General features: G+C 59.5%; 29 protein-coding genes. 21 read left to right on the top strand and 8 right to left on the bottom strand.

Features of this window, described 5'->3' with window-relative positions; translation table 11 throughout:
* Window positions 1-139: 139 nt before the first annotated feature.
* The 3 genes from AC1P02_RS01675 to AC1P02_RS01665 all read right to left on the bottom strand — a co-directional run bounded on the left by AC1P02_RS01675 (window position 140) and on the right by AC1P02_RS01665 (window position 1870).
* On the bottom strand, window positions 140-970 hold the full coding sequence (locus AC1P02_RS01675) for a CPBP family intramembrane glutamic endopeptidase (RefSeq protein WP_485183760.1): 831 nt from the start codon (window positions 968-970) through the stop codon (window positions 140-142).
* Window positions 971-1146: 176 nt separating this feature from the next.
* On the bottom strand, window positions 1147-1446 hold the full coding sequence (locus tag AC1P02_RS01670) for a hypothetical protein (RefSeq protein WP_005313598.1): 300 nt from the start codon (window positions 1444-1446) through the stop codon (window positions 1147-1149).
* Between the two features lie 49 nt (window positions 1447-1495).
* On the bottom strand, window positions 1496-1870 hold the full coding sequence (locus AC1P02_RS01665) for a YacL family protein (protein WP_005313595.1): 375 nt from the start codon (window positions 1868-1870) through the stop codon (window positions 1496-1498).
* A gap of 208 nt (window positions 1871-2078) precedes the next feature.
* Here AC1P02_RS01665 and AC1P02_RS01660 point away from each other — a divergent pair, with 208 nt between their 5' ends.
* From AC1P02_RS01660 to AC1P02_RS01630, 7 genes are all read left to right on the top strand, one after another.
* A complete protein-coding gene (locus AC1P02_RS01660) occupies window positions 2079-3194 on the top strand; it encodes a sugar diacid recognition domain-containing protein (RefSeq protein ID WP_005313593.1) in 1116 nt (371 codons plus the stop codon).
* Window positions 3195-3313: 119 nt separating this feature from the next.
* Window positions 3314-4576, top strand: a complete 1263-nt coding sequence (locus AC1P02_RS01655; protein WP_058394921.1) for a GntP family permease — start codon at window positions 3314-3316, stop codon at window positions 4574-4576.
* 9 nt (window positions 4577-4585) lie between these two features.
* On the top strand, window positions 4586-5719 hold the full coding sequence (locus AC1P02_RS01650; protein WP_219598352.1) for a glycerate kinase: 1134 nt from the start codon (window positions 4586-4588) through the stop codon (window positions 5717-5719).
* 212 nt (window positions 5720-5931) lie between these two features.
* Window positions 5932-6495, top strand: a complete 564-nt coding sequence (locus AC1P02_RS01645; protein ID WP_275918861.1) for an NnrU family protein — start codon at window positions 5932-5934, stop codon at window positions 6493-6495.
* Between the two features lie 67 nt (window positions 6496-6562).
* Window positions 6563-7096, top strand: a complete 534-nt coding sequence (locus tag AC1P02_RS01640) for a glutathione peroxidase (protein ID WP_485183758.1) — start codon at window positions 6563-6565, stop codon at window positions 7094-7096.
* Between the two features lie 82 nt (window positions 7097-7178).
* Window positions 7179-8114, top strand: coding sequence for a LysR family transcriptional regulator (locus tag AC1P02_RS01635; protein ID WP_392400863.1), 936 nt, complete (start codon window positions 7179-7181; stop codon window positions 8112-8114).
* Between the two features lie 182 nt (window positions 8115-8296).
* Complete coding sequence (locus tag AC1P02_RS01630) at window positions 8297-9493, top strand: NupC/NupG family nucleoside CNT transporter (protein ID WP_422504835.1); 1197 nt, start codon at window positions 8297-8299, stop codon at window positions 9491-9493.
* Window positions 9494-9813: 320 nt separating this feature from the next.
* Here the strand turns inward: AC1P02_RS01630 and AC1P02_RS01625 are convergent, their stop codons facing one another.
* Together AC1P02_RS01625 and arfB are read right to left on the bottom strand one after the other, a co-directional pair.
* A complete protein-coding gene (locus AC1P02_RS01625; RefSeq protein ID WP_169046794.1) occupies window positions 9814-10308 on the bottom strand; it encodes a methylated-DNA--[protein]-cysteine S-methyltransferase in 495 nt (164 codons plus the stop codon).
* Window positions 10309-10351: 43 nt separating this feature from the next.
* Complete coding sequence (gene arfB, locus AC1P02_RS01620) at window positions 10352-10768, bottom strand: alternative ribosome rescue aminoacyl-tRNA hydrolase ArfB (protein WP_005313563.1); 417 nt, start codon at window positions 10766-10768, stop codon at window positions 10352-10354.
* 201 nt (window positions 10769-10969) lie between these two features.
* Here arfB and glnK point away from each other — a divergent pair, with 201 nt between their 5' ends.
* The 5 genes from glnK (at window position 10970) to AC1P02_RS01595 (ending at window position 16335) form a co-directional block, all read left to right on the top strand.
* Window positions 10970-11308, top strand: a complete 339-nt coding sequence (gene glnK / locus AC1P02_RS01615; protein WP_005313561.1) for a P-II family nitrogen regulator — start codon at window positions 10970-10972, stop codon at window positions 11306-11308.
* 251 nt (window positions 11309-11559) lie between these two features.
* Window positions 11560-12567 carry a Fe(3+) ABC transporter substrate-binding protein gene (locus tag AC1P02_RS01610; RefSeq protein ID WP_485185408.1) on the top strand — a complete coding sequence of 336 codons (1008 nt, stop codon included), beginning with the start codon at window positions 11560-11562 and terminating at the stop codon, window positions 12565-12567.
* Window positions 12568-12606: 39 nt separating this feature from the next.
* Window positions 12607-14232, top strand: coding sequence for an ABC transporter permease (locus AC1P02_RS01605; RefSeq protein WP_059168760.1), 1626 nt, complete (start codon window positions 12607-12609; stop codon window positions 14230-14232).
* Window positions 14233-14305: 73 nt separating this feature from the next.
* A complete protein-coding gene (locus AC1P02_RS01600) occupies window positions 14306-15340 on the top strand; it encodes an ABC transporter ATP-binding protein (RefSeq protein ID WP_485183754.1) in 1035 nt (344 codons plus the stop codon).
* Window positions 15341-15429: 89 nt separating this feature from the next.
* The gene (locus AC1P02_RS01595) at window positions 15430-16335 is read left to right on the top strand and encodes a Dyp-type peroxidase (protein ID WP_408124580.1); all 906 of its coding nucleotides are present in this window, start codon (window positions 15430-15432) and stop codon (window positions 16333-16335) included.
* Between the two features lie 103 nt (window positions 16336-16438).
* Here the strand turns inward: AC1P02_RS01595 and argR are convergent, their stop codons facing one another.
* Window positions 16439-16909, bottom strand: coding sequence for a transcriptional regulator ArgR (argR, locus tag AC1P02_RS01590; RefSeq protein WP_005308670.1), 471 nt, complete (start codon window positions 16907-16909; stop codon window positions 16439-16441).
* 201 nt (window positions 16910-17110) lie between these two features.
* Here argR and AC1P02_RS01585 point away from each other — a divergent pair, with 201 nt between their 5' ends.
* From AC1P02_RS01585 to AC1P02_RS01550, 8 genes are all read left to right on the top strand, one after another.
* Window positions 17111-17851, top strand: coding sequence for an ATP-binding cassette domain-containing protein (locus AC1P02_RS01585; RefSeq protein WP_005313549.1), 741 nt, complete (start codon window positions 17111-17113; stop codon window positions 17849-17851).
* Between the two features lie 25 nt (window positions 17852-17876).
* A complete protein-coding gene (locus AC1P02_RS01580) occupies window positions 17877-18614 on the top strand; it encodes a transporter substrate-binding domain-containing protein (RefSeq protein ID WP_485183749.1) in 738 nt (245 codons plus the stop codon).
* Between the two features lie 3 nt (window positions 18615-18617).
* Window positions 18618-19268: an arginine ABC transporter permease ArtQ gene (artQ, locus tag AC1P02_RS01575; RefSeq protein ID WP_017411605.1), complete on the top strand. Its 651-nt coding sequence runs from the start codon at window positions 18618-18620 to the stop codon at window positions 19266-19268.
* A gap of 2 nt (window positions 19269-19270) precedes the next feature.
* Window positions 19271-19396 carry a hypothetical protein gene (locus tag AC1P02_RS01570; RefSeq protein ID WP_485183746.1) on the top strand — a complete coding sequence of 42 codons (126 nt, stop codon included), beginning with the start codon at window positions 19271-19273 and terminating at the stop codon, window positions 19394-19396.
* Window positions 19397-19398: 2 nt separating this feature from the next.
* Window positions 19399-19524: a hypothetical protein gene (locus AC1P02_RS01565; protein ID WP_485183744.1), complete on the top strand. Its 126-nt coding sequence runs from the start codon at window positions 19399-19401 to the stop codon at window positions 19522-19524.
* 2 nt (window positions 19525-19526) lie between these two features.
* Complete coding sequence (artM, locus tag AC1P02_RS01560; protein ID WP_485183742.1) at window positions 19527-20189, top strand: arginine ABC transporter permease ArtM; 663 nt, start codon at window positions 19527-19529, stop codon at window positions 20187-20189.
* A 221-nt stretch (window positions 20190-20410) separates the two neighbouring features.
* The gene (gene mdh, locus AC1P02_RS01555; RefSeq protein WP_017411604.1) at window positions 20411-21346 is read left to right on the top strand and encodes a malate dehydrogenase; all 936 of its coding nucleotides are present in this window, start codon (window positions 20411-20413) and stop codon (window positions 21344-21346) included.
* 469 nt (window positions 21347-21815) lie between these two features.
* Window positions 21816-22406 (top strand): tetratricopeptide repeat protein, encoded by a 591-nt coding sequence (locus AC1P02_RS01550; RefSeq protein ID WP_005313532.1) that lies wholly within the window; start codon window positions 21816-21818, stop codon window positions 22404-22406.
* Window positions 22407-22502: 96 nt separating this feature from the next.
* Here AC1P02_RS01550 and hmpA read toward each other — a convergent pair whose 3' ends face one another.
* Window positions 22503-23696 carry an NO-inducible flavohemoprotein gene (gene hmpA, locus AC1P02_RS01545; RefSeq protein ID WP_485183740.1) on the bottom strand — a complete coding sequence of 398 codons (1194 nt, stop codon included), beginning with the start codon at window positions 23694-23696 and terminating at the stop codon, window positions 22503-22505.
* Between the two features lie 111 nt (window positions 23697-23807).
* Between hmpA and AC1P02_RS01540 the strand changes: the two genes are divergently transcribed.
* Window positions 23808-24281 carry an Rrf2 family transcriptional regulator gene (locus AC1P02_RS01540; protein WP_034523613.1) on the top strand — a complete coding sequence of 158 codons (474 nt, stop codon included), beginning with the start codon at window positions 23808-23810 and terminating at the stop codon, window positions 24279-24281.
* A 31-nt stretch (window positions 24282-24312) separates the two neighbouring features.
* Here the strand turns inward: AC1P02_RS01540 and AC1P02_RS01535 are convergent, their stop codons facing one another.
* The gene (locus AC1P02_RS01535) at window positions 24313-25593 is read right to left on the bottom strand and encodes an HlyC/CorC family transporter (protein WP_017411603.1); all 1281 of its coding nucleotides are present in this window, start codon (window positions 25591-25593) and stop codon (window positions 24313-24315) included.
* Window positions 25594-25610 lie beyond the last annotated feature (17 nt).

Below are 25610 nucleotides of genomic sequence, written 5' to 3'. Positions count from 1 at the left end.
TCAATTAATCGACACTCTAGCCTGGTGAAATAGTGCAAATAGAAAGCCCGCAGGGTTCAGGTTGCTGTCATGGGGAAAAAGGGGCGCCGGGTGGCAGGCAAGGGGAAAAGTGATGGCGCCCCGGGCGGGGCGCCAGGGATCAGCGACTGGCCAATGGGTAGGTAAAAAGGGCCAGGTGGGCGAAGTTGAACAGGAAGTGGATGATGATGGCGACGCTCAGACGACCGCTGAAGTGGAACGCCAGGCCGTAGCAGGCGCCCGCCAGGGCGGCAAACAGCATCAGCAGCGGGCCGCCGGCGAGGTGAGCTGCGCCGAACAGCAGGCTGGCGACCAGGATGCCGAGCCAGAGTCGGCTGCGGGCGGCCACCCCTTGCTGGATGAAGCCGCGAAACAGTGCCTCTTCCGCCACGCAGGTGAACAGCAGGTTGTTGAGGGCAAACAGCCACCACCAGTGGGGCAGACCCGCTTCGGGCTTGAGCGCACCCAGTTGCCAGGCGGTGATCAGCAGGGCCGCCAGCGGCAACAGCAAGAGGGCCAGCGCTCGCCAGCGGATCGCACCGCCCTGGCCGAGCAAGGCGGGCCAGGCCAGCAGCAGGCCGAAGAAGACCAGCGGCTTGTCCAGATTGAGGTACATGTTGAAGGGCACGCTGGCGGGGCCTGCCTGTGCCTGGTCCAGCACCTTCAGATTGCTGAAGCCGGGGATCAGGTGCAGCATCAGCGCTATGGCCCACAGCAGCACCAGCGTCAGGGCGGCGCCACGCCAGGGCTGGGGCAGGCTGGGGGTGCGCCAGGCCAGCAGCAGGCCCGCCAGCGTGATCAGCAGAGCGGAAGGGCTGAGGCGACCGAGGTAGAGGGCGGCCAGCAGGGCGACCCCCAGCAGGATCAGGCCGGGCAGGCGTTGACGGACCAGACAGAGCAAGACGGCCAGCGCCAGTGCTCCCCAGATGAGCGAATCAGGTAGAGGTAACATTGAGTCTCCAAGGCCGATAAAAGTCCCGCACCTTAACAAGTCGTCACATCATGACACAAGCCTTAATAGGCTGGTCGGATCCCTGCAAGGGCGAGTCCGCTGTGGGGCGCAGCCATGAAAAAGCCGGAGCTGAGGCTCCGGCTTTTCTGGTACTGCATTGCCAGTACAGGTGCCTTTTAGCGACCAGACTCTGCGATGACACGGGCTATGATGTCGGCGCGCTTGGTGGCCTCCAGCTCGCCCAGGGCGATGAGGCCGGCCTTGAAGATGACGTTCTTCGGCAGGCTGACATCGTCCAGGGTGGTGATGGCTTCGACGTGCAGACCGTTCAGACGGCTGGCATCGCGCGGGCTCAGGTTGACCTGGGTGTTCATCACCTGCTTGCCTTTCTTCTTGGCAGGCACGGCTTGTTTGGTCTGGTCCTGCTCGTCTTCCGGCTGTTCTGGTTGTTCGCCGTCAAAATCGTAAATAGACATAGTCAATCCTGTTGGGTTGCAAGGGGCATGCTCGCCCTAAAGTGGGTATTCAGCCCATATCCTCATTGCGGATAAAGGCGCGCCAGGAGCCTAGCACCTGGGCAAAGTCTTCCAGCCCGCACATGGCCAGCTGCTCATCATCGTAGTAGGCGAGATCGTCGAGATCCTCATCCTGTTCGATATTGAGGACGTTGGCTTTCACCTCGGCTTCCTCATGGGTGAGCAGCAGTGAATAGTCACCGCCGTGCAGCTGGTACTCTGTGCGGGTGCGATTGGACAGCTGGTCGATGATGGAGAAGAGCTCATCGAGCTTCTCCTCATCCTTGCCAACTTCATCGATCAACCACTGACCGATGGCCTCATGACCCATGGAGAACCGGGCGCGATAGCCACCGAACGGGTCGCGGCGAAATTCATAGTCCATAGCGGAGTCCATATCGGAAGGATGAGGCCACCACAAAGCGGACTGGCATAGCGTCAGATCCATGATCCATGGTGGGTCACACATAGCGTAAAGTGGCCTATTCTAGCGATCCCTCCCGCGCTTGTCTTGATGATGTGGGATCTTTGCACGTCGGCCCGTGTGATTGTGGGCCACCAGGCGTCATGCCAGCTTGTTGTCCGGAGATGTTATGCAGCTAAACGATACCCTGGCCCGTCAGATAGTGAGCAGGGCGATGAAGATACTGTCGTTCTCGGTCAACGTGATGGATGAACACGGTTTGATCATTGCCTCCGGTAATCCCGAGCGCCTCCATCAGCGCCACGAGGGTGCCGTGCTGGCGCTGACCGAGAACCGGGTGGTGGAGATAAGCGAGGCGACCGCCCAGCAGCTCAAGGGGGTGCGCCCTGGCATCAATTTGCCCATTGCCTATCAGGGGGAATTGCTCGGGGTCATCGGTATCTCGGGCGATCCGGACATAGTGCGTGCTTACGCCGAGCTGGTGCGCATGACGGCCGAGCTCATTCTGGAGCAGGCGGCGCTCACCGAGCAGTTGCAGTGGGACAAGCGCCACAAGGAGGAGCTGGTACTGCAGCTCATCCGCGGCGAGGGGCGGGTCGATCAACTGCAACAGGCGGCCCGTTTCCTCGAGCTGGATCTGGCCCAGCCGCGGGTGGTGGCGGTACTGGCGCTGGAGGAGGCGGATCCCGCCCGCCTGCGGGAGCTGGTGCATCTGCTGGAAAATCCGGAGCGGGACAATCTGGTGGCCATCAACGGCCTCGACGAGATAGTGGTGCTCAAACCGGCCCAGCTGAGCGAGGGTGTCTGGCAATCTGAGCAGGAGCGCAGCCGCATCAAGCAGTTGCTGGCTCGCATTCCCCACTTCAAGGTACGGATTGGGGTGGGTGATTACTTCGGCGGCATAGATGGTCTGGCGCGCTCCTACCAGACGGCGCGGGATACTCTACGCCGGGGCATGCGGCAGGCTCCGCGCAAGCAGGTCTACTTCTTCGAGGATTACCGGTTGCCGGTACTGCTCGGCAGTCTGGCGGACTCCTGGCAGGCGGATCAGCTGCGGGCGCCCCTGCTCAGGCTGGCGCAGGAGGACACAAAGGGAACGCTGCAAAAGACGCTGCGCCAATATTTCTTGCAGGATTGTGATCTGCATCCCTGTGCCGAGGCGCTCTTCATTCACCCCAATACACTGCGCTATCGGCTGACTCGGATCGAGCAGATAACCGGTTTGAATTTCAACAAGTTAGACGACAAGTTCCTGCTCTACCTCGGGCTTAATCTCGACAGCTGATTTGTTGTTATGAACAAAAAATCTCTTTTTAAAGAGACCTTATTTGTCTTTTCAGACAACGCATTTCGATCCCGGATCACCATAATGGCCACCACTCACTCCCATTCAAGGTGCCCGTCATGATCCCTGTATCCGCGCTCGGCGCTCTCGCCGCGCTCTCCATCGCCATCTTCCTCATTCTGAAGAAGGTGCCGCCCGCCTACGGCATGATAGTCGGCGCCCTGGCCGGTGGCCTGATCGGCGGGGCCGATCTGACCCAGACCGTCGCCCTGATGATAGGTGGCGCCCAGGGGATCACCACGGCCGTGATGCGGATCCTGGCGGCCGGTGTGCTGGCGGGCGTGCTGATCGAATCGGGCGCGGCCACCACCATCGCCGAGACCATCGTCAAGAAGCTGGGCGAGACCCGCGCCCTGCTGGCGCTGGCGCTGGCCACCCTGATCCTGACTGCAGTCGGCGTCTTTGTGGACGTGGCCGTCATCACGGTCGCCCCCATAGCGCTGGCCATAGCGCGCCGTGCCGACCTCTCCAAGGCGGCCATTCTGCTGGCCATGATAGGGGGCGGCAAGGCGGGCAACGTCATGTCCCCCAACCCGAACGCCATAGCTGCGTCCGATGCCTTCCATCTCCCCCTCACCTCCGTCATGGCGGCCGGCATCATACCGGGCCTGTTCGGGCTGGTGATGGCCTACTGGCTGGCCAAGCGTCTGAACAACAAGGGCAGCAAGGTCGCCGCCGACGAGGTGGTGAGCTTCAGTGGCAGCAAGCTGCCCGGCTTTGGCGCCGCCATCAGTGCGCCCCTGGTTGCCATACTGCTGCTGGCCCTGCGTCCGCTGGCCGGTATCGTCGTGGATCCGCTGATTGCCCTGCCCCTTGGCGGCCTGGTCGGGGCCCTTATGATGGGCAAGTTCAGCAAGGTGAACCAGTTTGCGGTCTCGGGTCTGGCCCGCATGGCGCCGGTGGCCATCATGCTGCTGGGTACCGGTACTCTGGCGGGCATCATTGCCAACTCGGGTTTGAAGGATGTGCTGATCAGCGGCCTGACCGCCTCCGGTCTGCCCTCCTACCTGCTGGCCCCCATCTCGGGCGCTTTGATGTCACTGGCGACCGCCTCGACCACGGCCGGCACCGTGGTGGCTTCCAACGTGTTCAGCTCCACCCTGATCGAGCTGGGCATCAGCAGTCTGGCGGGGGCCGCCATGATCCATGCCGGTGCTACCGTGTTTGACCACATGCCCCACGGCTCCTTCTTCCATGCCACCGGTGGCAGCGTCCACATGGGCGTGGGGGAGCGCCTCAAGCTTATCCCTTATGAAACAGCCGTCGGTCTGACCATCGCAGCCGTCTCCACCTTGATGTTTGGCGTGTTTGGTCTCGCCTGAGGAACTGATATGAAAATTGTTATCGCACCGGATTCATTCAAGGAGAGCCTGAGCGCCATGGCGGTGGCCGATGCCATTGAGGCGGGTTTCAAGCAGGTGTTGCCAGAGGCCACCTACATCAAGCTGCCCATGGCCGATGGCGGCGAGGGCACAGTGCAATCCCTGGTGGATGCCACCGGTGGTCGCATACTGCCGTTTTATGTGACAGCACCGCTCGGCAACCAGGTGCAGGGCTTCGTCGGCTTGCTGGGGGATGGCGAGCGCGCCGTCATCGAGATGGCGGCGGCCTCCGGCCTGCATCTTGTCCCCCCCGAGCTGCGCAATCCGCTGCACACCTCCAGCTTCGGTACTGGTGAGCTGATCCTGGCGGCCCTCGACATGGGGGTGAAGCACCTGATCCTCGGCATAGGCGGCAGTGCCACCAACGATGGCGGTGCCGGCATGATCCAGGCGCTCGGTGGCAAGCTGCTGAAACGCGATGGCACCCCCATAGCGCCGGGCGGCGCCGGGCTGGCGGATCTGGCCACCATAGATCTGAGCGATCTGGATTCCCGTCTGAGCAGAATCACCATAGAGGTGGCCTGTGACGTGGACAATCCGCTGTGCGGCCCGACAGGTGCCTCCGCCGTGTTTGGCCCGCAAAAAGGGGCCAACGCCGACATGGTGGCCCAACTCGATGCCAACCTCTCCCGCTACGCCGACTGCATCGAGCAGGCCCTTGGCAAACAGGTGAGGGAAATCCCGGGGGCGGGCGCCGCCGGTGGCATGGGGGCGGCCCTGGTGGGCCTGCTCGGTGCCGAGCTCAAGCCCGGCATCCAGATCGTCATAGCGGCGTTGAAACTGGCCGAGGCGGTGGCCGATGCGGATCTCGTCATCACGGGGGAGGGGCGTATCGACAGCCAGACCATTTATGGCAAGACGCCAATCGGTGTCGCACGCTGTGCCAAGCAGTTTGGCAAGCCGGTGATAGGTATTTCGGGCTGTCTCACCGACGATTACGGTGTGGTGCATGAGCACGGGCTGGATGCGGTGTTCGCCGTGGTCAACCGCGCCATGTCCCTGCCGGAGGCATTGGCGACAGCCACCACCAACCTGCAGCTCACGGCCCGCAACGTGGCCGCGCTCTATATGCTGCGACGCTGATCCTCTTTTGGCCGGTGCCGGGCACCGGCTTTACCCTGCCCCGTGTCGCGGTGATGACCTGTCTTTGTTGCAGATCTGACCGCAATACCTTGCCGATCTCCCGATCGGCTTTTTTCATTATCTTGCTGTATCTCCATCGCTTTTCTACGGTTTCTATATTTTGGCTGACCACTTTGCGGCATAGTGATCCCCCATAGTACAAGGAGCCACCCATGATCTTGCTGACCCTGGGGGTACTGCTGTTTACCCTTATCCATCTCTATCCCTGTTTCGCTGCGGCCCATCGAACCCGCCTGCGCGACCGGTTGGGGGAGAACCGTTACAAGGGACTCTTCTCGCTGCTGGTGTTCGTCGCTTTCGGCTTGATTCTGGCTGGCTGGCGTTCGTCCAGCCCCATGCCACTCTATTTTCCGCCCGCCTGGGGCCCGGCTCTGGTGATGGGCGTGATGCCAGTCGCGCTCATCCTTTTCTTCTCGGGCCAGGGGCCCAACCACTTGCGGCGCTGGCTGGTTCATCCCCAGCTACTTGGTACCCTGCTCTGGGCTGGCGCCCATCTTGCGGTCAACAGCGAGGCCCGCTCCCTGGTGCTGTTCGGCGGTATCGGTCTGTGGGCCCTGGTCAGCATCATCTGGATTTCGGTGCGGGACTGGCAGCGTCATCCCCGTCCCACAGCGAACTGGGTTGGGACTGGTATCAGCGTGGGAGCTGGACTTGCGGTCACGGCTGTCTTGATCTTCTGGGGTCATGGCTGGCTGACCGGCATACCCTTGCGCTAAATGATGGGGATGAACCGGCTGCGCCACCTGTGCGTATGACGTTCATCTGTTCAAAAGGAGTTGCCCGATGAAATGGTTCAGTTTGCTATTGCTGCTTGGTGTCGGGGCGGCCTCTGCCGCCTGCCCTGATTATTTCAATGTGGAGCAACGAGAGCTCAACAGCACCCAGCGCCACAACCTCTGCCAGCTGACCGAAGGCAAGGTGGTGCTGGTGGTAAACACAGCGTCTTATTGCGGTTATCGCGGCCAGTTTGGGGATCTGGAGACGCTTTACCAGACCTACAAGGACAAGGGGCTGATAGTGCTGGGTTTCCCGTCCAACGACTTCTGGCAGGAGTCGGGGGATGAGGACAAAACCGCCGCTGTTTGCCGCCGTGACTACGGGGTGACCTTCCCCATGTTCAACCGGCTGGCGGTACGGGGTGACGATGCGAGTCCGCTCTACAAGGGGTTGGCCGCGGCCGCGGGCGAGGCGCCGGGCTGGAACTTTCACAAGTACCTGATAGGGCGCGATGGCAAGCTGATCGCAAGCTATGGTGCGAACCAGAATCCGGCCGACGATCCTCTGCAAAAAGAGGTCAAACGGGCGCTTGGGCTTTAGGTCTACCCCGCTGCGGGCTGCTCTGGAATAATGGAGGCCCGCTTTCCTGTCTGGTAACTCTGTGCTGCAACGTCTGCCCCAAATGGTGATCTTCGATGCCCTGGTCCGTGAACAGGGCATCTCGGCGGCCGCACGGCGGCTCGGCGTCTCCAAATCCCACATCAGCAAACAGCTGGCCCAGCTTGAGGCCGAACTCGGTGCCCAGCTGGTGCAGCGCACCACTCGCCGCTTCTCCCTGACCGAACTCGGTCAGGAGTATGCCCGTCACTGCCGCGCTTTGGTGGCGGTGGCGCTGGAGGCGAACTCCATGGTGGCGGAGCGCCGTGGCAAGGTGAGTGGCGTGCTTCATCTTGGGGTGGGCCAGTCGTTTGGCCGGCTGCACGTGATCCCGCGTCTCAAGGCGTTTCAGGATCGCTACCCCGAGCTGGAGCTGGAAGTCTCCCTGTTCGATCACAGAACCAACCTGGTGGATGAGGGGCTGGATCTCTGGATCACCACCTATGAAGACAAGCCCGAAGCGCTGGTGGGGCAGCGGCTGGCGGATATCCACTTCGTGCTGGTGGCCTCGCCGGACTATCTGCTGAGCCACGGCACACCCTTGCACCCAAAAGATCTGGCCCAGCACAACTGCATCACCTACCAGAGCCGGGAGCGGCGCTACCACGAGTGGTCGTTTCGCCAGGGCAAGGAGCGCCAGACGGTGCAGGTGGCCGGCAACTACCGGGTGGATCTGGCGGAGGCGGTGCGCGATGCCGCCCTGGCCGGGCTCGGCATCGCCTATGTCGCCAACTACTTGCTGGACAAGGAGTTGCAGTCCGGTCAACTGATCCCCCTGCTGCCCCAGTGGCGGCCTAACCAGAAGATGGCGGTGCACGCCGTCTACGCCAGGCGCGAACATCTGGATCCCAAGATCCGTCTCTTCATCGATTTCCTCAAGGAGAGCTTCGGCCCCAATCCCTATTGGGAGCAGCGACTTGCCCCCTGGCTCGGCGGCAAATTGTCCGGCACAGAGGAATAATCGTTTCCATATAAGAACACTGGCTTTCGCATGATACCAAAATTGAACCAAATCAGCGGGTTGGCGCAACCGATATCGTGCAAACGTTTTTGCTAACAGGGCTGTAACCAGGCGGGCTTGCAGTGGAGGGGCGGGGAGAGCAGAATCCGCGCCCATCTTTTGCCTCACCTGATGGAGTCCCTATGATTGCCCTGCTCGGCATACTGAGTATCCTGGCCCTGGCCGTACTCTGCTCTGATAATCGTCGTCGTATCCCTTTGCGAACAGTGGGTCTCGCCCTCTGCCTGCAAGTCCTCTTTGCCGGTCTGGTGCTCTGGCTACCTGCCGGTCAGCACGTGCTGAATGGGGTCAGCGAGAGCGTCAGCAGCGTGATCGGTTACGGTCAGGAGGGGATCGCCTTCCTGTTCGGGGATCTGGCCAAGTTCAAGCTGGGCTTCATCTTTGCGTTCAACGTGCTGCCGGTCATCATCTTCTTCTCTGCGGTGATCGCGATCCTCTATCACATAGGCCTGATGCCGCGGGTTATCGCCCTGCTGGGCGGCGGTCTGCAGAAGCTGCTGGGTACCGGCCGTGCCGAGAGCCTCTCCGCCACCGCCAACATCTTCGTCGGCATGGTGGAAGCGCCGCTGGTGGTCAAGCCCTACCTCTCCAAGATGTCCGACTCCCAGTTCTTCGCCGTGATGAGCTGCGGTCTCGCCTCCGTGGCTGGCGGCACCTTGGTGGGCTACGCCAGTATCGGGGTTGAGCTCAAGTACCTGATAGCGGCTGCCTTCATGTCGGCGCCTGCCGGTCTGGCCATGGCCAAGATCCTGGTGCCGCCTGCGGCCGAAGACGTTGACCACTGTCAGGATGTGGAGATCCCCCGTGCGACCAATGTCATCGAAGCAGCGGCCGATGGCGCCATGGCTGGCCTCAACATAGCGGTCGCGGTCGGCGCGACTCTGCTGGCTTTCGTCGGGGTGATCGCCATGCTCAACGGTCTACTGGGCTGGGCCGGTGATCTGGTGGGACTGGAGCTGAGCTTCCAGATCATACTGGGCTGGCTGTTCGCCCCCGTCTCCTGGCTGATCGGCGTGCCCTGGGATCAGGCCCAGGCGGCTGGCGCCCTGATCGGGACCAAGATAGTCATCAACGAATTCGTCGCTTTCATCGCCCTGGTGCAGGATCAGACCCTGAACGAATCGAGCAAGGCCATCGTCACCTTCGCCCTGTGCGGTTTCGCCAACATCTCCTCCATGGCGATCCTCATCGGTGGCCTGGGCGCCATGGTGCCGGAGCGCAAATCCTTCATCGCCCGTTACGGCATGCGCGCCATACTGGCGGGTGTGCTGGCGAACCTGATGAGCGCCTCGCTGGCGGGGCTGTTCCTCGCCATCTGATTGACCTCGAAGCTGGCACCTTCCGGTCAGAGCCCGCTTCGGCGGGCTTTTTTGTGGCTGTTTTTCAGACAAAAAAAGCGCCTCAGAGGAGGCGCGGGGAAAAAGACAGATTGGAAGCGTCACATGGGTGCCACTTGAATGAGGGATGAGCCATGCCATCCAAGTGTGAAGCCATGATGCCTGACCCTGTCTGAAGCCCTTATGAGGCGATTCTTCATACTATGTTCATTTTTATAAACGCAAAACGGCTCCAATCGAACAAACCGGATCTCTGTTGTGCCAATGGCTGAAGTGAGTGTTTTACAGTGATGGAGCCACTATCAAGGGGTCAACTCGAACGAACTGGCGTTCTGTTGTTCCAGCGCCAGCAACCAGCGCTTGATGGGGATGCCGCCGGCATAACCGGTCAGCTCGCCGCTGCGCCCTATCACCCTGTGACAGGGCACTATGATGCTGAGAGGATTGCGGCCATTGGCGGCACCCACGGCTCGCACCGCCTTGTGGTTGCCGATGGACTGGGCTATTTCGAGATAGCTGACGGTCTTGCCATAGGGAATGTCGCACAGAGCGCGCCACACCGACTGCTGGAAGGGGGTTCCCTTGGCGGCTAGCGGCAGATCGAAGCGTTGCAGACGGCCGGCGAAATAGGCGGTGAATTGCTCGACGTAAGGGGCCAGAGCCAGATCATCCTGACGCCACTGCTGGGTTGGCATTATGGGGCGCTCGCCCTGCATGAACTCCACGTGGCGCAGGCCATCCCGATCGATGGCGATGAGCAGGGGGCCGTGGGCGCTGTCGCAAAAACTGTATCTCATCTTCTCTCATCCTTGGCGTGGGCAAGTCGTAAGGCTGGCAGCATCACTCCAGCACGGGTTTGCCGCGGGCTGACTTGATGTCGCCCTTGCGCTTCTTGGCGTCGATCCGCTTGCGCTGGGAGCTGCGGGTCGGCTTGGTGGCATGACGGGCCTTGGGGCGCCAGGCGGCTTTCTTGAGCAGCTCCACCAGGCGGCTCATGGCCTCTTTTCGGTTCATGTCCTGGCTGCGATGGGTCTCGACGCGGATCTGGATAAAACCATCGTGTACCCGGCTGTCGCTCAGCTTGTCGAGCCCCTCTTTGTAGAGCGGGGGCAGACTGGGAGAGCTGCGGTAATCAAAGCGCAACCAGACGGCGGAGTCAGTCTTGTTGACGTGCTGGCCGCCGGCCCCCTGGGCCCGCATGGCCTGAAACTGCAGCTCATGCCAGGGGAGGGTGACGCTGTTGGAGATGACTAGCATACTGCTGTGCTCTTGTTTGGTGCATAGGGAGAGGCTGGTTCAGCTTGGTGCCTCATTATGGGGCGAGATGTGCTCCCTTGGTGATGCCGGGGGGGATTCATCCAGGGCATAAATGCTATCTTTTTGAAATTAAACAATAAAAAGACTTGGCACAAGAATTGATACCCAATTCACCACATACCATGGATTGGGAGCAACCAGATGAAGCTGATTACTGCGATTATCAAACCCTTCAAGTTGGACGATGTGCGTGAAGCCGTCGCCAGCCTGGGAGTCGAAGGACTGACAGTGTCCGAGGTCAAGGGGTTTGGCCGCCAGAAAGGGCACACCGAATTATACCGGGGAGCCGAGTACCAGGTCGACTTCTTACCCAAAGTGAAGCTGGAAATTGCGACGGCCGATGACAACGTCGAAGGGGTCATAGAGGCGATCTGCAAGGCGGCGTATACCGGCAAGATCGGCGATGGCAAGATTTTTGTCTACGATTTGTTGCAGGCGGTGCGCATTCGTACCGGTGAAAGCGATGACGAGGCGCTCTGATCGCTCGGGTGCCCTGGCGGCTTGAGCATGGGTAACCCTGTTTCGGATTGCCAGACCGGACGGGTTGCCGATAGGTAGTCGTTGATTGACTCCATGGTGGGGCTGGATAGGATTCTATCCGGCCCTTTTGTTTGAACGGCGCTTAAATATGTGATCCCGCACTCGATGTTTTCTTGATCCGGCTGTCGAGGCCAATGCAAAATACAAACAGCAATGGTTATCACTCGATATAGCAACTCAAGGAATGGATGATGAAAATGAAGATGCTGGCACTGGCTTTTTCTACCCTGGCTGCTCAGGGTGCGTTTGCGGCGGGAGAGGTGAATGTCTACTCCAACCGTCAGGATGAACTGATCAAGCCCATCATCCAGCAGTTCGAGAAGGAATCGGGCATCAAGGTCAACGTGGTGTTCGCCAAAGAGGGGCTGAACGAGCGTCTGGAGCGGGAAGGCAAGCTCTCTCCGGCCGACCTGATGCTGACCGTGGACATCAGCCGTCTGACCGATCTGGTGGACAAGGGGCTGGTGCAGCCGGTAGACAGCAAGATACTGCAGGAGAATATCCCTTCCATCTATCGTGACCCGGAGAATCGCTGGTTTGCCCTGACCACCCGAGTGCGTGCCATCTATTCGAGCAAGGAACGCCTCGGCAAACTCGACACCATCAGCTACGAAGATCTGGTAAAGCCTGAATTCAAAGGGAAAATTTGTACCCGTAGCGGCAAGCATGAGTACAATGTGGCGCTGGTTTCCTCCATGATCGCCCATCACGGCATGGCGGATGCAAAAACCTGGCTGGAAGGGGTCAAGGCCAACCTGGCGCGCAAGCCGCAAGGCAACGACAGGGACCAGGTCAAGGCGATCAAGGATGGCATCTGCGATCTGTCCCTCGGCAACAGCTACTACCTGGGTGCCATGTTGAAAGATCCGGCTCAGAAGTCCTGGGCTGATGCGGTCTACATCAACTTCCCGAACCAGGCTGACCGTGGCGCCCACGTCAACGTGAGCGGCGTGGCCATGACCAAGCATGCCAAGAACAAGAAAGCCGCCCAGAAGCTGATGGAGTTCCTGGCTGGCGATACTGCCCAGCACATGTATGCGGACGTGAATGCCGAGTACCCGGTCAAGGTCGGGGTCGAGCCTTCCGCCATGGTCAAGTCCTGGGGCAGTTTCAAGTCTGATCCCATGCCGGTCAGCGAGTACGCCAAGCACCGCAAGGATGCCTTGCAGTTGCTGGATGAAGTAAAATTCGACTTGTAATCAGATGGGGCCAAGGGCCCCATCCACTTCTGTGGTCTCATGAAAAATTGTGGATGGATTGTCAGCAGCTGGGCCACCGCCCTGCTGCTGGGTTTGCCGGTACTCGCCCTTATCTTCTCAGCCTTCTCGGCAGACGGAGACCTGTTTCGCCACCTCGCCGATACTGTGCTGCTCGATTATCTGGCCAATACGCTGGGACTGGTGGCGGGCGTAGTGCTGCTCAGCCTGTTGTTCGGCGTACCTACCGCCTGGCTGGTAGCCATGTGTCAGGTACCGGGGCGCCGTGCCCTGCAGTGGGCGCTGATGCTGCCCATGGCCATGCCCTCCTACATCGTTGCCTACGTCTACACCGACCTGCTTGACTACTCGGGGCCGCTGCAGGCGGGGCTGCGCACCCTGTTTGAGTGGAGCAGACCTGCGGATTACTGGTTCCCGGCCATTCGATCCCTGGGGGGCGCCGCCTGGGTACTGGCGCTGGTGCTCTTTCCCTACGTCTATCTGCTGGCCCGCGCCTCGTTCTTGGAGCAGTCGGTCAGCCTCATTCACTCCAGCCGTCTGCTCGGCTGCAACCCTTGGCAGAGCTTTCGCCGCCTCAGTCTGCCGTTGGCCCGCCCCGCCATCATGGTGGCGGTTTCCCTGGTAGCGATGGAGACCCTGGCCGACTTTGCCACTGTCCACTTCTTTGCCATCAACACCCTGACCACGGCAGTTTACGATACCTGGCTCGGCTACGGCAGTTTGGCCACCGCCGCCAAGCTCTCCTGCATGATGCTGCTGGCCGTGGTGCTGCTCATCGCGCTGGAGCGCCGCTCCCGCCAGCGTCAGCAGGTGTTTCAGAAATCCATGGGTCATGAGCAGCCGCTGCGTTATCCACTCAAGGGAGTCAGCCGTTGGCTGGCCGGACTCTGGTGCTGGGGACTGGTGCTGGCCGGTTTCGGCCTGCCATTTGTCATCCTGCTCGATTACGGGGTGCGCTACTTCGAGTTGTCGTGGACACCGGAGTTTGTCCGCTTCGCTGGCAACAGCCTTCTCATCTCGGCGCTGACCGCCCTGCTGGCGATGGGGATTGCCCTGCTGCTTGGCTTCTTCCGTCGCCTTGATGGTGGCGTCAAGAGCCTGCTGCCCCTGCGCATTGCCGCCATGGGATACGCCATGCCGGGTACCGTGCTCGCCATCGGCGTGCTGGTGCCGCTGACAGCCCTTGATTTTGGTATCAATGATCTGGCCGAGTGGCTTGGAGGGCAGGGGCCTGGCTTGCTGCTGACCGGTACCCTCACTGCCATCGTATTCGGCTATCTGGTGCGCTTCGTGGCCATTGCCATCGGTTCGGTGGAGAGCAGCATGGGCAAGATCTCCCCCAGCCTCGACATGGCGGCCCGTTCCCTGGGACAGGGAGATGGCGGTATGCTGCGGCGGGTTCACCTGCCGCTGGTACGACGGGGTCTGTTTGCCGGTGCCATGCTGGTATTCATCGAATCCATGAAGGAGCTGCCCGCCGCCCTGCTGCTGCGGCCGTTCAACTTCGATACCCTGGCGACCCACGTCTATCAATTTGTCTCGGACGAGATGCTGGAACGCGGCGCCCTGGGGGCCATCGTTATCGTGCTGGTAGGGCTGTTGCCGCTCATCTGGGTCAACCGCAGCCTGGATAGCCAGGGGCACTGAGTCTGCAGATCACTCCCTGAATTGTTGTCCGGCGCAGGTCGGCCTGAATCAAAAGAATATGAGGAAGTCAGCCGTGTCTTGCTTGCAGGTTGAGAACGTCAGTTGCCGTTATAACGGTCGCAATGTGCTGGAGCTGCTGTCTCTGTCGGTGGCCGACAACGAGATTGTCTGTCTGCTGGGGGCCAGTGGCTGCGGTAAAACCACGCTGCTCAAGGCCATTGCAGGCCTGTTGCCGCTGGCCGAAGGGGAGATCCGCCTCGGTGCTACCCTGCTGGATGGGCCGGGCGTCAGCGTGCCACCCGAGGTGCGCAACATCGGTATGATCTTCCAGGATTACGCCCTCTTCCCCCATCTGACGGTGGCCGACAACGTCGGTTTCGGGCTGACTCGCCTTGACCGCCCCGCCCGTCAGCAGCAGGTGGAGGAGGCGCTGACGCTGGTCAAGCTGCAGGGGCTGGGAGATCGCTATCCCCATCAACTCTCTGGCGGGCAGCAGCAAAGGGTTGCCATCGCTCGCGCACTGGTGTGCAAGCCGAAGTTGATGTTGCTGGATGAGCCCTTCTCGAACATAGATACCCAGGTGCGGATGAAGCTGATCCTCGAGATCCGCACCCTGCTCAAGCAGCAGGGAATCGGCGCCATCTTCGTCAGTCACAGCAAGGAGGAGGCGTTTGCCTTCGCCGACCGGCTGGCTCTGTTTCGGGCTGGTCATATCGAGCAGGTGGGACAGCCGGAGCAGCTTTATCGCCGCCCGCAGAACCGCTTCGTGGCCGAGTTTTTGGGCGGGGTGAATTATCTGGCCGCTGAGGTGGTGGATAGCCACAGCGTCAAGACAGCGCTGGGAGTGGTATCTGGCACCGAGCCTCATGGTCGCAACCTGGGCGAGCTGCTGCAACTGATGCTCAGACCCCAGCAACTGTTGCTGGAGGCCGTCGTGGACGGCGAACTGACAGTGCTGGAGCAGCAGTTTCTCGGTCATCACTGCCGGGTGTTGTTCGAGTGTGGCGGTCAGCGACTGGAGGCGAGCATAGGTGAGCCACTCGGCGGGGATCGCGCTCGGGTCAAGGTCGCTCCCCATGGGTTGGTGTTGTTTGAACCAGTGCAGTGAACCACTTGATATCGTTATGAAATCAATGAATTGAATTCACTCTGGTTTATAATCGCGCCACGCTAATGCCTATACAGGGGAGAGACATAATGAAAGCCCAAGCCGGGATCTGCGCAGAGCCGAATCTGCACGCCCTCTATCTGATGTTCAATCGCACAGGAGAGGCGACCGCACTGGTTGCCCGTCTGGCCAGCTTGCCTGCCCTGTGGGAAGCGGTTGCCGCCGATTTCCCCGATGCCGGTTTCACCGGCTTGGTCGCCGTCGGCGCCGATGCCTGGGATGACCTCTACCCTGTAGCCCGTCCGCCCCAGTTTCGCGGCTTTATGACGCAATCAGCCAACGGTCAGCAGGCGCCAAATACGCCGTTCGACCTCTTCGTGCAGTTGCGTGCCGATCGGGTCGATGTTTTGCATCACGCCGGTCAAAGGGTGATGGCGCTGCTGGCCGGATTGGTGGCGCTGGTGGAAGAGGTGCGTGGTTTCCGCAATCTGGATTGCCGGGACCTGACCGGCTTCGTCGACGGCACCGAGAACCCGCAAGATGAACACCGCGCTGAGGTGGCCTTGCTTGAGGGTGGCGAGTTTGCCGGTGGCTCCTATGTCCATGTGCAGCGTTGGGTACATGCCATGAGCGACTGGGAGAAGCTCGCCCTGAAGGAACAGGAAGACATCATTGGCCGCACCAAGCGCGACAACATCGAATACGAGTCGGCCGACAAGCCGCTGACCTCCCATATCAAGCGGGTCAACCTCAAGACGCCCAAAGGTGAATCCATGGAGATACTGCGTCAGAGCATGCCCTGGGGAACCATGACGGAGCAGGGACTCTATTTCATCTCCTGCTGCCGCACGCCGTTGCACTTCAATGCCATGATGGCCAGCATGTACAAGGGGGAGGGCGGCCATTTTGATCACCTGCTGCGCTTCACCACGGCAGTGACTGGTGCGGCCTTCTTTGCCCCCTCGGAAGATTTTCTGGTGGCAAATGGTCAATAAGTCAGCATTCACCGGTGCGCAGAAAACAAAAATCCCGGCCTTGGCCGGGATTTTGCGTTCTGGCGGTACCGCTAGTAGGCGGTGGCCTGCGCATTGGCTGACATTAAGGGGTCTGTTCGAACAGCTCGAGGGCGGAGAGATAGAGCTCTTCGATATCGGTGTCGCTGGTCGGAGTGATGAAGATGGTGTCATCACCGGCGATAGTGCCGAGGATCCCTTCTGCCTTGCCGAGTGAGTCGAGCAGGCGGGCGATCAGCTGGGCTGCACCCGGGCTGGTGTGGATCACGACCAGAGCGCCGTTGTGGTCGACGTCGAGTACCAGGTTCTTGAGCGGGCTGGAAGTGGTGGGTACACCCAGTTCCACCGGCAGGCAGTAAACCATCTCCATCTTGGCATTGCGGGTGCGAACGGCGCCGAAGCGGCTCAACATGCGCGATACCTTTGACTGGTTGATGTTTTCGAAGCCCATCTCTTGCAGGGCAGTCACTATCTCTGCCTGGGAGCCAAATCGTTCTTCTTTCAGCAAGGCTTTAAAGGCCTTGGCCAGTTTTTCTTGCTTGTCGTTGTGTTTCATCTTGGACTCACGAATGAGGAGGTGTGGCTGCCTGTCACGCTCAGGCGGCAGATATGAACAGCGTGCCCATTTTGCATTCATGTGCCTATTTTTGCAAGGAAGCGGCGGTTGTTCTGCATATTGATTCAAAATTAGCTTGCATCCCCCCATGTTGGGGCTAAAATCGGGACGAAATTTTGAAAACTTATTCAATTGGGCTGTATGGGTATTGAACTAATCGGTATCGCAAAATCCTGGCACAAGGTGCCGGTACTGCAAGATGTCAGCTTTCGGACTGAGCCCGGTGAAACCTTGGTGCTGCTGGGCCCGAGCGGTGCTGGCAAGAGCTCGCTGCTACGCATGATGAACTTGCTGGACACGCCGGATGCCGGCGTATTGCGCATCGGTGAAAGTGAATTTTCTTTCCCGTCCGGCCTGTCTGCTGCCGAATTCAACCGTCAGGCGCAGGCACTGCGTCGCAAGGTGGGCATGGTGTTCCAGCAGTACAATCTCTGGCCACATCTGACCGTGATGGAGAACCTCATAGAGGCGCCCGTCAAGTTGCTCGGCATGAGCAAGGCCGCGGCTATCGAGAAGGGCGCCTACCTGTTGACCCAGTTGCAACTGGCCGACAAGCGTGATGCCTGGCCTGCCCGCCTCTCGGGTGGTCAACAGCAACGGGTGGCCATTGCCCGTACCCTGATGATGGATCCGCAAGTGCTGCTGTTTGACGAGCCCACGGCTGCACTCGATCCCGAGATCACCAAAGAGGTGGCCGAGATCATCCGCAATCTGGGCCAGACCGGTATTACCCAGGTGGTGGTGACCCACGAGGTGGAGTTTGCCCGCAAGGTGGCCAGTCAGGTGATTTATCTGGAAAAGGGGCGGATCATCGAGTCCGGTACCGCCGCCATTTTCCAATCCCCGCAAACCAGCCGGTTTGCCGAATTCTTGATGCATTGATATTCAAATCGATAAGGAAGCTGTCATGAAAAAGAGTCTGTTGCTGGTTGCTGCCATGGGTTTGCTGAGCACCTCAGTGCTGGCCAAAGAGATCAAGTTCGCCACCGAGGCGACTTATGCACCGTTCGAATACCTGGACGACAAAAACGAGTTTCAGGGTTTTGACATCGACCTGGCCCGTGCCATCTGTACCCAGGTCAAGCTGGAGTGCAGCTTCCACAACCAGGCCTTCGACAGCCTGATCCCCAGCCTCAAGTTCCGTCGCTATGACGCTGCCATCGCAGCCATGGATGTGACCCCGGAGCGGGCAGCCCAAGTCGACTTTTCCGACATCTATTATGAGAACTCAGCCGTGTTCGTGGCCAAGAAAGGGACCTTCAAGGGGCCGGAAGACTTGGTCGACAAGACGGTCGGCGTGCAGAATGGTTCTTCCCATCAGTCCTATCTGGTGGATAACTGGATCAGCAAAGGCTTGCTGACAGTGCCTTATGCCAGCTACCAGAGTGCCTTCCTCGACATGATGAATGGCCGTACCGATGGTGTGTTTGCCGATACTGCCGTCGCTGCCGACTGGCTCAAGCAGCACAAGGAGTTCGTCGTGATCGGTGCGCCTGTGACCGATGCCAAGTACTTCGGTACCGGCTTTGGCATCGCAGTGGCCAAGGGTAACCTGGAGTTGCTGACCCAGCTGAACAAGGGGCTGGCCGAAATCAAGGCCAACGGCACCTATCAGAAAATCTTCGACAAATACTTCGCGCAGTAAGCCATGTTGAGCCTGTTGTTGGATGCAGCCTGGATGACCCTCGGGCTGGCCTTGGCATCACTGGTCGGCGGCATGGTATTGGCGCTGGGATTGAGCGCCGCCGAGCTGAGTAAACAGCCTTGGCTGGTGTGGCCTGTGGCTACACTGACCACCTTGATCCGTGGCTTGCCCGAGCTGTTGGTGGTGCTGTTCATCTACTTCGGCTCGACCCAGGTGCTGTTTCTCATCACAGGCGAGTATGTGGAGTTCAGCCCGTTCGCCTGTGGCGTGCTGGCGCTCTCTCTGCTGTTTGCCAGCTATGCCACCCAGACTCTGCGGGCGGCGCTCAATGCGGTGCCCGCCGGACAGCGGTTGGCGGCGCTGGCGCTCGGTCTTGGCAAGGGGCACATCTTCTTTCGCATCGTGTTGCCCCAAGCCTGGCGCCATGCCCTGCCGGGCCTCGGCAATCAGTGGCTGGTGTTGCTCAAGGATACGGCGCTGGTCTCCCTCATAGGGGTGAACGAGATGATGCGTCAGGCCCAGATGGCCTCGGCCAGCACCTATGAACCCTTTACCTGGTATGCCGCCGCGGCCCTCATCTATCTTGCCATCAGCTTGGTGAGTGAATTCGGCCTCAAGCAGGCTGCCCGCTATACCCGCCGCTACGGAGGTTGACCATGCAGGACTATTTCATGACCCTGCTGGGTGGATTAGTGATCACCCTGCAACCGACCGTCTTCAGTCAGCTGAGTGAATTCGAGTTTAAGCAGACAGCCTGCTATACCCGCGGCTACGGAGGTTGACCATGCAGGACTATTTCACGACTCTGCTGGGGGGATTCGTGATCACCCTGCAACCGACCGTCTTCAGTCAGCTGAGTGAATTCGGGTTTAAGCAGACAGCCCGCTATACCCGCCGCTACGGAGGTTGACCATGCAGGACTATTTCATGACCCTTCTGGGTGGTCTGGCGATCACCTTGCAATTAACTGCCCTCAGTCTGCTGCTCGGCGTACTGATGGCGGCTGCCATGACATGGGTGCTGGAGCAGCGCATTCCGGTGGCGACCCAGCTGGTACAGCTGTGGGTGCTGACCTTCACCGGCACGCCGCTGCTGATCCAGATCTTCCTTATCTACTACGGGCCGGGACAGTTCGAGTGGCTCAAATCCGGGCCGCTCTGGCCGCTGCTCAAGCAGCCCTGGTTCTGCGCCGTGCTGGCCCTTGGTTTCAACACTGCGGCCTATTCAACCCGCTTGTTCAAGGGGGCGCTCGATGCCATTCCGTCCGGCGAGGTGGAGGCCTGCCGCGCCCTCGGCTTTTCGGCCGGGCAGACCCTGTGGATGAAGGTGCGCCACGCCGCCCGGCGACTGGTGCCCGCCTATTCCAACGAGGTGATCCTGGTGCTCAAGGGGAGTTCGCTCGCCAGCACCATCACCATCATGGACGTGATGGGTCTGGCCCAGCGCCTCAACGCCCAGACCTATGACACCCTGGCTGTGTTCACTGTGGCCGGTGCGCTTTACCTGACCATGAACGGATTGTTAACAATTGGGTTTCGCTGGTGTGAACGGCGAGCCTTGGCATTCCAGGCCTGAACTCGGTAGATCTACCTCTTTGTGGTAGGTATAAATGCGGGAAATCTGTGCTTCTCCTCTGATTTTTTGCATTTCCCCCCATTTTTATGCGCCGCCTGTTTATTGGCTCACAGAACCCGTGATTGCAACTGTTATCAGATTGTTTTTTATGGGGGGATCCATTAAGGTTGGGCCCACAACAAGAAACAACCTTAAACCTACGCTTAAACATGGAGTTGATCATGAAAGTTGCCGTTCTGGGTGCCGCCGGTGGCATCGGCCAAGCCCTCGCTCTGCTGTTGAAAAATCGCCTTCCTGCTGGTTCCGAACTGAGCCTGTATGACATAGCCCCGGTCACTCCGGGTGTGGCGGTCGATCTGAGCCATATCCCGACTGACGTGAAAGTAAAAGGTTTCTGCGGTGAAGATCCGAGCCCGGCTCTGGTCGGCGCCGATGTGGTGCTGATCTCCGCCGGTGTGGCGCGCAAGCCCGGCATGGATCGTTCCGATCTATTCAATATCAACGCCGGTATCGTCAAGAATCTGGTCGAAAAATGTGCCGCCTCCTGCCCGAAAGCGCTGATCGGCATCATCACCAACCCGGTCAACACCACGGTCGCCATCGCGGCTGAAGTGCTGAAAAAAGCCGGCGTCTACGACAAGCGTCGCCTGTTTGGCGTCACCACTCTGGATGTGATCCGCGCCGAGACCTTCGTGGCCGACGCCAAGGGTCTGAATGTCGACAAGGTGCGTGTCAACGTGATCGGCGGCCACAGTGGCGTGACCATACTGCCGCTGCTGTCCCAGATTGAAGGGGCTTCCTTCTCTGCAGAAGAAGTGGCAGCCATGACCAAGCGTATCCAGAACGCCGGTACCGAAGTGGTGGAAGCCAAGGCCGGTGGCGGTTCTGCCACCCTATCCATGGGTCAGGCTGCCTGCCGTTTTGGCCTGTCCCTCATCAAGGGTCTGCAGGGCGAAGCCAACGTCATAGAGTGCGCTTATGTGGAAGGGGATGGCAAGCACGCTACCTTCTTCGCACAGCCCATCTTGCTGGGCAAGAATGGCGTCGAAACCGTGCTGGACTACGGCAAGCTGAGTGCCTTCGAGCAAGAGGCGATGGAGGGCATGCTGGCCACTCTGAAAGCCGATATCCAGCTGGGTGTCGAGTTCGTCAAGTAAGCCGCATGGCTGACAACAAGGGGAGCTTCGGCTCCCCTTTGTCATTGCTGCAGGGTGCTGACGGTGACGGGCTAAGGGGATGGGCCTGGCTGCCGATAACAGAGAGCAGCAGGAGAACCTTATGATGAAACCCCTTACCCTTTTTGGCCTTGCTTGTTTGCTGACGACCCAGGCACAGGGCGCGGAGCCACAGGTATCCGCCGCCGCACCTACGGCAAGCAGTGCAGTTTCCGTGGCAGAGTCAGCGATCGCATCCCCGCCTGCGGTTTCCGCCTCCGAGCCGGTGGCTGTATCTCAGCCTGCGGTTTCCGCCGCCGGACCAGTCGCGTCATATCAGCCTGAGGTGTCTGCAGCCGGGCCAGCAGCACCACTGCCAGTCGCTCCTTCAATGGGGCAGCCAGCTGCGGCTGCCTCATCAGCTGCGTCTGCCACAGCGTCGGATGGAGGGCTTTCTCCAACCAGTCAACCCATGACCAGCACGCCGACGAGCGGTGTAGATGACAGCGGCAACCTGCAGGCTGTGCCCCTCTATCGTCAGGACGAGCTGCTCAACTGGATTGAGCAGGGGCGTCATTTACAGCAGGTAAAACAGGACAGATGCCAGCTCACCCAGGATATCGAGGTGCGGGCCGAGGTAATGAAGGTGCCTGCCTATCAGTTCCTGTGGGGAGACATGCTGGCCTGGGGAGTGTGCATCAAGCCCAATGCGGAGCTCGGGGTCAAATTCATGTGGGAGGCAGCCAATCAGGGGTTGGCACCTGCGCTGGAACAGCTGGGCCGTTATTACTGGAAGGGCACCCTGGTGCAAAAAGATCTGCTCAAGGCCGAAACCCTGATGCGTGAAGCGGCCAGTCTGGGTTTTCAACGGGCACAGGTAGAGTGGGTCGAGATGTTGCTGCAGGGGCTGGGCAGCCCGCTGGATTATGAAGAGGCGTATCACTGGCTGCACAGCACTGTCATTGGTGACAAGGCCTTGCATCAGAAGGCGACCAGCCTGCTGAATCGACTGGGCAACCGCATGCCTGCCAACGCCATTGCCCGTGCCAAGGCGATGCGTTAAATAAAAATGACCCACAAGTTTTCACCTGTGGGTCCGGATCCGGCCGCCGTGCCATGACAGGCCGGGTCCTCATTGCTTTATATGGTGCAACCCCGATTAAAGATCCTGGTGGGGGCCAAAAACTTCGTAGTGCAACTGTTCGGTCGGGATACCCGCCGCGATGAGTTGTGTCTTGATCCCCTGCATGAAGCCGAGCGGGCCGCAGAAGTAGTAGTGGGCCTGCGGTACCAGCAACCCGGATACCTGACTCAAGTCCATGATGCCGCTGAAGTCATAGTCCTTCCCTTGCTGATCCTGATCACTTGGCTCCCGATACCAGACCCGGCTCTGCAGCTTCTGATGCTGTTGGCGTTTGCGCTGGATATCCTCCTTGAAGGCATGCAGCGAACCCTGTTCACAAGCGTGCAGCCAGCAGACATCGGCATCATGGCCCGTGCTCAGCAGTTGGTTGAGCATGCTCAGCATGGGGGTGAGGCCCACGCCGGCGGAGAGCAGCACCACTGGGGTGCTGGCGCTGGCTTGCAGGAAGAAATCACCGGTTGGCGGCATCAGATCCACCTTATCACCGACTTGCAGATGGTCATGCAGCAGGTTGGAAACCTGACCCTGCGGCTCGCGCTTGACGCTGATACGGTAATCGCGACCATTGGGTGCATCGGAGAGGGAGTACTGACGGATCTCCTGATATTCCAGTTCCGGGTGGTTGAGCTGGATGCTGAGGTACTGGCCCGGCTTGAAATGCAGCACGGGTTTGCCATCGATCGGCGCCAACATGAAGGAAGTGATGAGCTCGCTCTCGACCCGCTTCTCTTTGATGATGAAGGGGCGGGGGCCTTGCCAGCCACCGATCTCGCTCGCCTTCTCCTGATAGATTTCGCTCTCCCGGCCGATGAAAATACTGGCCAGTACGCCATAAGCCTTGCCCCAGGCATCCAGCACTTCGTCGGTGACTGCACTTCCGCCCAATTCTTTGAGCGTGGCCAAGAGATGACTACCTACAATGTGATATTGTTCCGGCTGGATCATGAAGCCCGTGTGTTTGTGGGCGATACGTTCTACTGAACCTGCCAGGGCCCCCAGATTGTCGATGTTCTTGGCATAAGCCGCCACTGCGTTGAACAGGGCCAGCGGTTGGCCGCCGCTGCGCTGGTGAGCCAGGTTGAAAATATCCTTCAGCTCGGGGTTGTGACTGAACATGCGCTGATAGAAGTGCTGGGTAAGTGCAGGGCCCGCCGATTCGAGCAAAGGTATGGTGCTTTTGATGACGGCGATGGTGGCTTGATCTAACATAAGGGGTCCTTTCTAATTAAACATTTAAAATGTCACTTAATAAGCTGCATCCTAGATGTTTATTTGATATGGATCAATAATCAATTTTCCGCGTGATGCGACACAGGCCCTATGAGACTAACTAGCTATACCGATTTTGGATTGAGAGCCCTGCTCTATCTGGCGACCTTGCCACAGGGGGAATTGTCGAGCGTGGCCAAGGTTTCCGCCTTGTATGACGTCTCTCGCAACCACATGGTGAAGGTGGTGAATCAGCTGGTGAAGCTGGGTTATCTGCAGTCACAGCGTGGCAAGAATGGCGGGATCCGCATGGCTTGCGCGCCAGAGACAGTCAATATTGGCCAGGTGATCCGTGCGCTGGAGGGCAACCTGGACGGCATCGACTGCAACTCGCCCGTTTGCCATATCGTCTCTGTCTGTCTGCTGAAAAGCGCCCTGAAGGAGGCGATGAACGCCTTCCTGGCGGTGATGGACAGCTACACGCTGCAAGACCTGCTGGCCAATCGCGACGAGCTGCAGAAGGTGTTCGGTGAACTGATCCCGACCCTGGTGCTGGAACCTGAGCCCGACGACGAGAATGAGTGAGATAAAAAAGGCTGCCATCGGCAGCCTTTTTTCAATCTTCGAAACCCGATACGTTGCGGTATAAATCTGGCATGATCCGCGCCATCTTCACCATGTTGTTCTCTACTTCCATGATCTCGATGGGATAGCCAGCCAGCCGCAGGCTGATGTTGGGCTGAGGGATCTCCTCCAGATATTCCAGAATTGCGCCGTTGAGGGTTCTCGGCCCGTCGATGGGCAGTTGCCAGTTCATTTCCTTGTTCAGCTCGCGGATGCTGGCTGAGCCTTCCACCAAGAAAGAACCGTCCGGCTGAGGATGGATCTCGTCGCTGGGGGTGGGAGTAATAGTGGTGGTGAAATCACCCACTATCTCTTCCAGGATGTCGTCCAGGGTGATCAGCCCCTGAATGTCACCGTACTCATCCACAATGAGGCCGATCCGCTCCTTGTTGCGCTGGAACTTGGCCAGCTGCACATTGAGCGGCGTCCCTTCCGGGATGAAGTAGATCTCGTCCACTTCCCGCAGCAGGCTCGACTTGTTGAACTGATCCCTGGCCATCAGCCGCAGCGCATCGCGGGCGTGCAGAAAGCCCACCACGTCATCGATGTTGTCGCGATAGAGCAGTATTTTGGTGTGCGCACCGTGGGCCAGCTGGCGCAGTATGCTCTTCCAGTCATCATTGATGTCGATGGCGTAGATCTCGCTGCGTGGCACCATGATGTGCTCCACCGTCATCTTGTCCAGGTCCAGGATGCTGAGCAGCATCTCCTGGTGGCGCTGTGGGATGAGACTTCCTGCCTCGTTGACTATGGTGCGCAGCTCTTCGGTATTGAGAGCGTCATTCTTGTTGGGAGTGACTCGCAGCAGCTTGAGCAGGCCGCTGGTGATGCCGTTGATCAGCCAGACAAAGGGGTAGAGAGGCACCATCAATCCCTTGAGGATCCAGGAGGCTGGATAGGCCACTCGTTCAGGAAACATGGCCGCCAGGGTCTTGGGGGTGACTTCGCCAAACACCAGCACGACCAGGGTCAGGCCAAAGGTAGCAATGGCAACACCCAGATCGCCAAACAGCCGGATACAGACAATGGTGGCGATGGCCGAGGCGAAGATGTTGACCAGGTTGTTGCCGATCAGGATCAGGCCCAGTAGACGATCAGGTCGGGCGAGCAGCTGTTCGACACGGCGTGCGGCTTTGTGTTTGGTCTGTGCCAGATGACGCAGCTTGTAGCGGTTGATGGACATCAGGCCAGTTTCGGAGCTGGAGAAGAAGGCGGATAGAAGGATCAAGATAACGAGGACAATCAGTAATGTACTCGTTGAGATACTGTCCAAAAAGGGCTCCTGTTGGG

This window comes from Aeromonas sp. TS_SC_11, from assembly GCF_057318915.1.
Note: the sequence above shows the minus strand (reverse complement) of the source record. Positions and strands in the feature narration are given on the sequence as shown.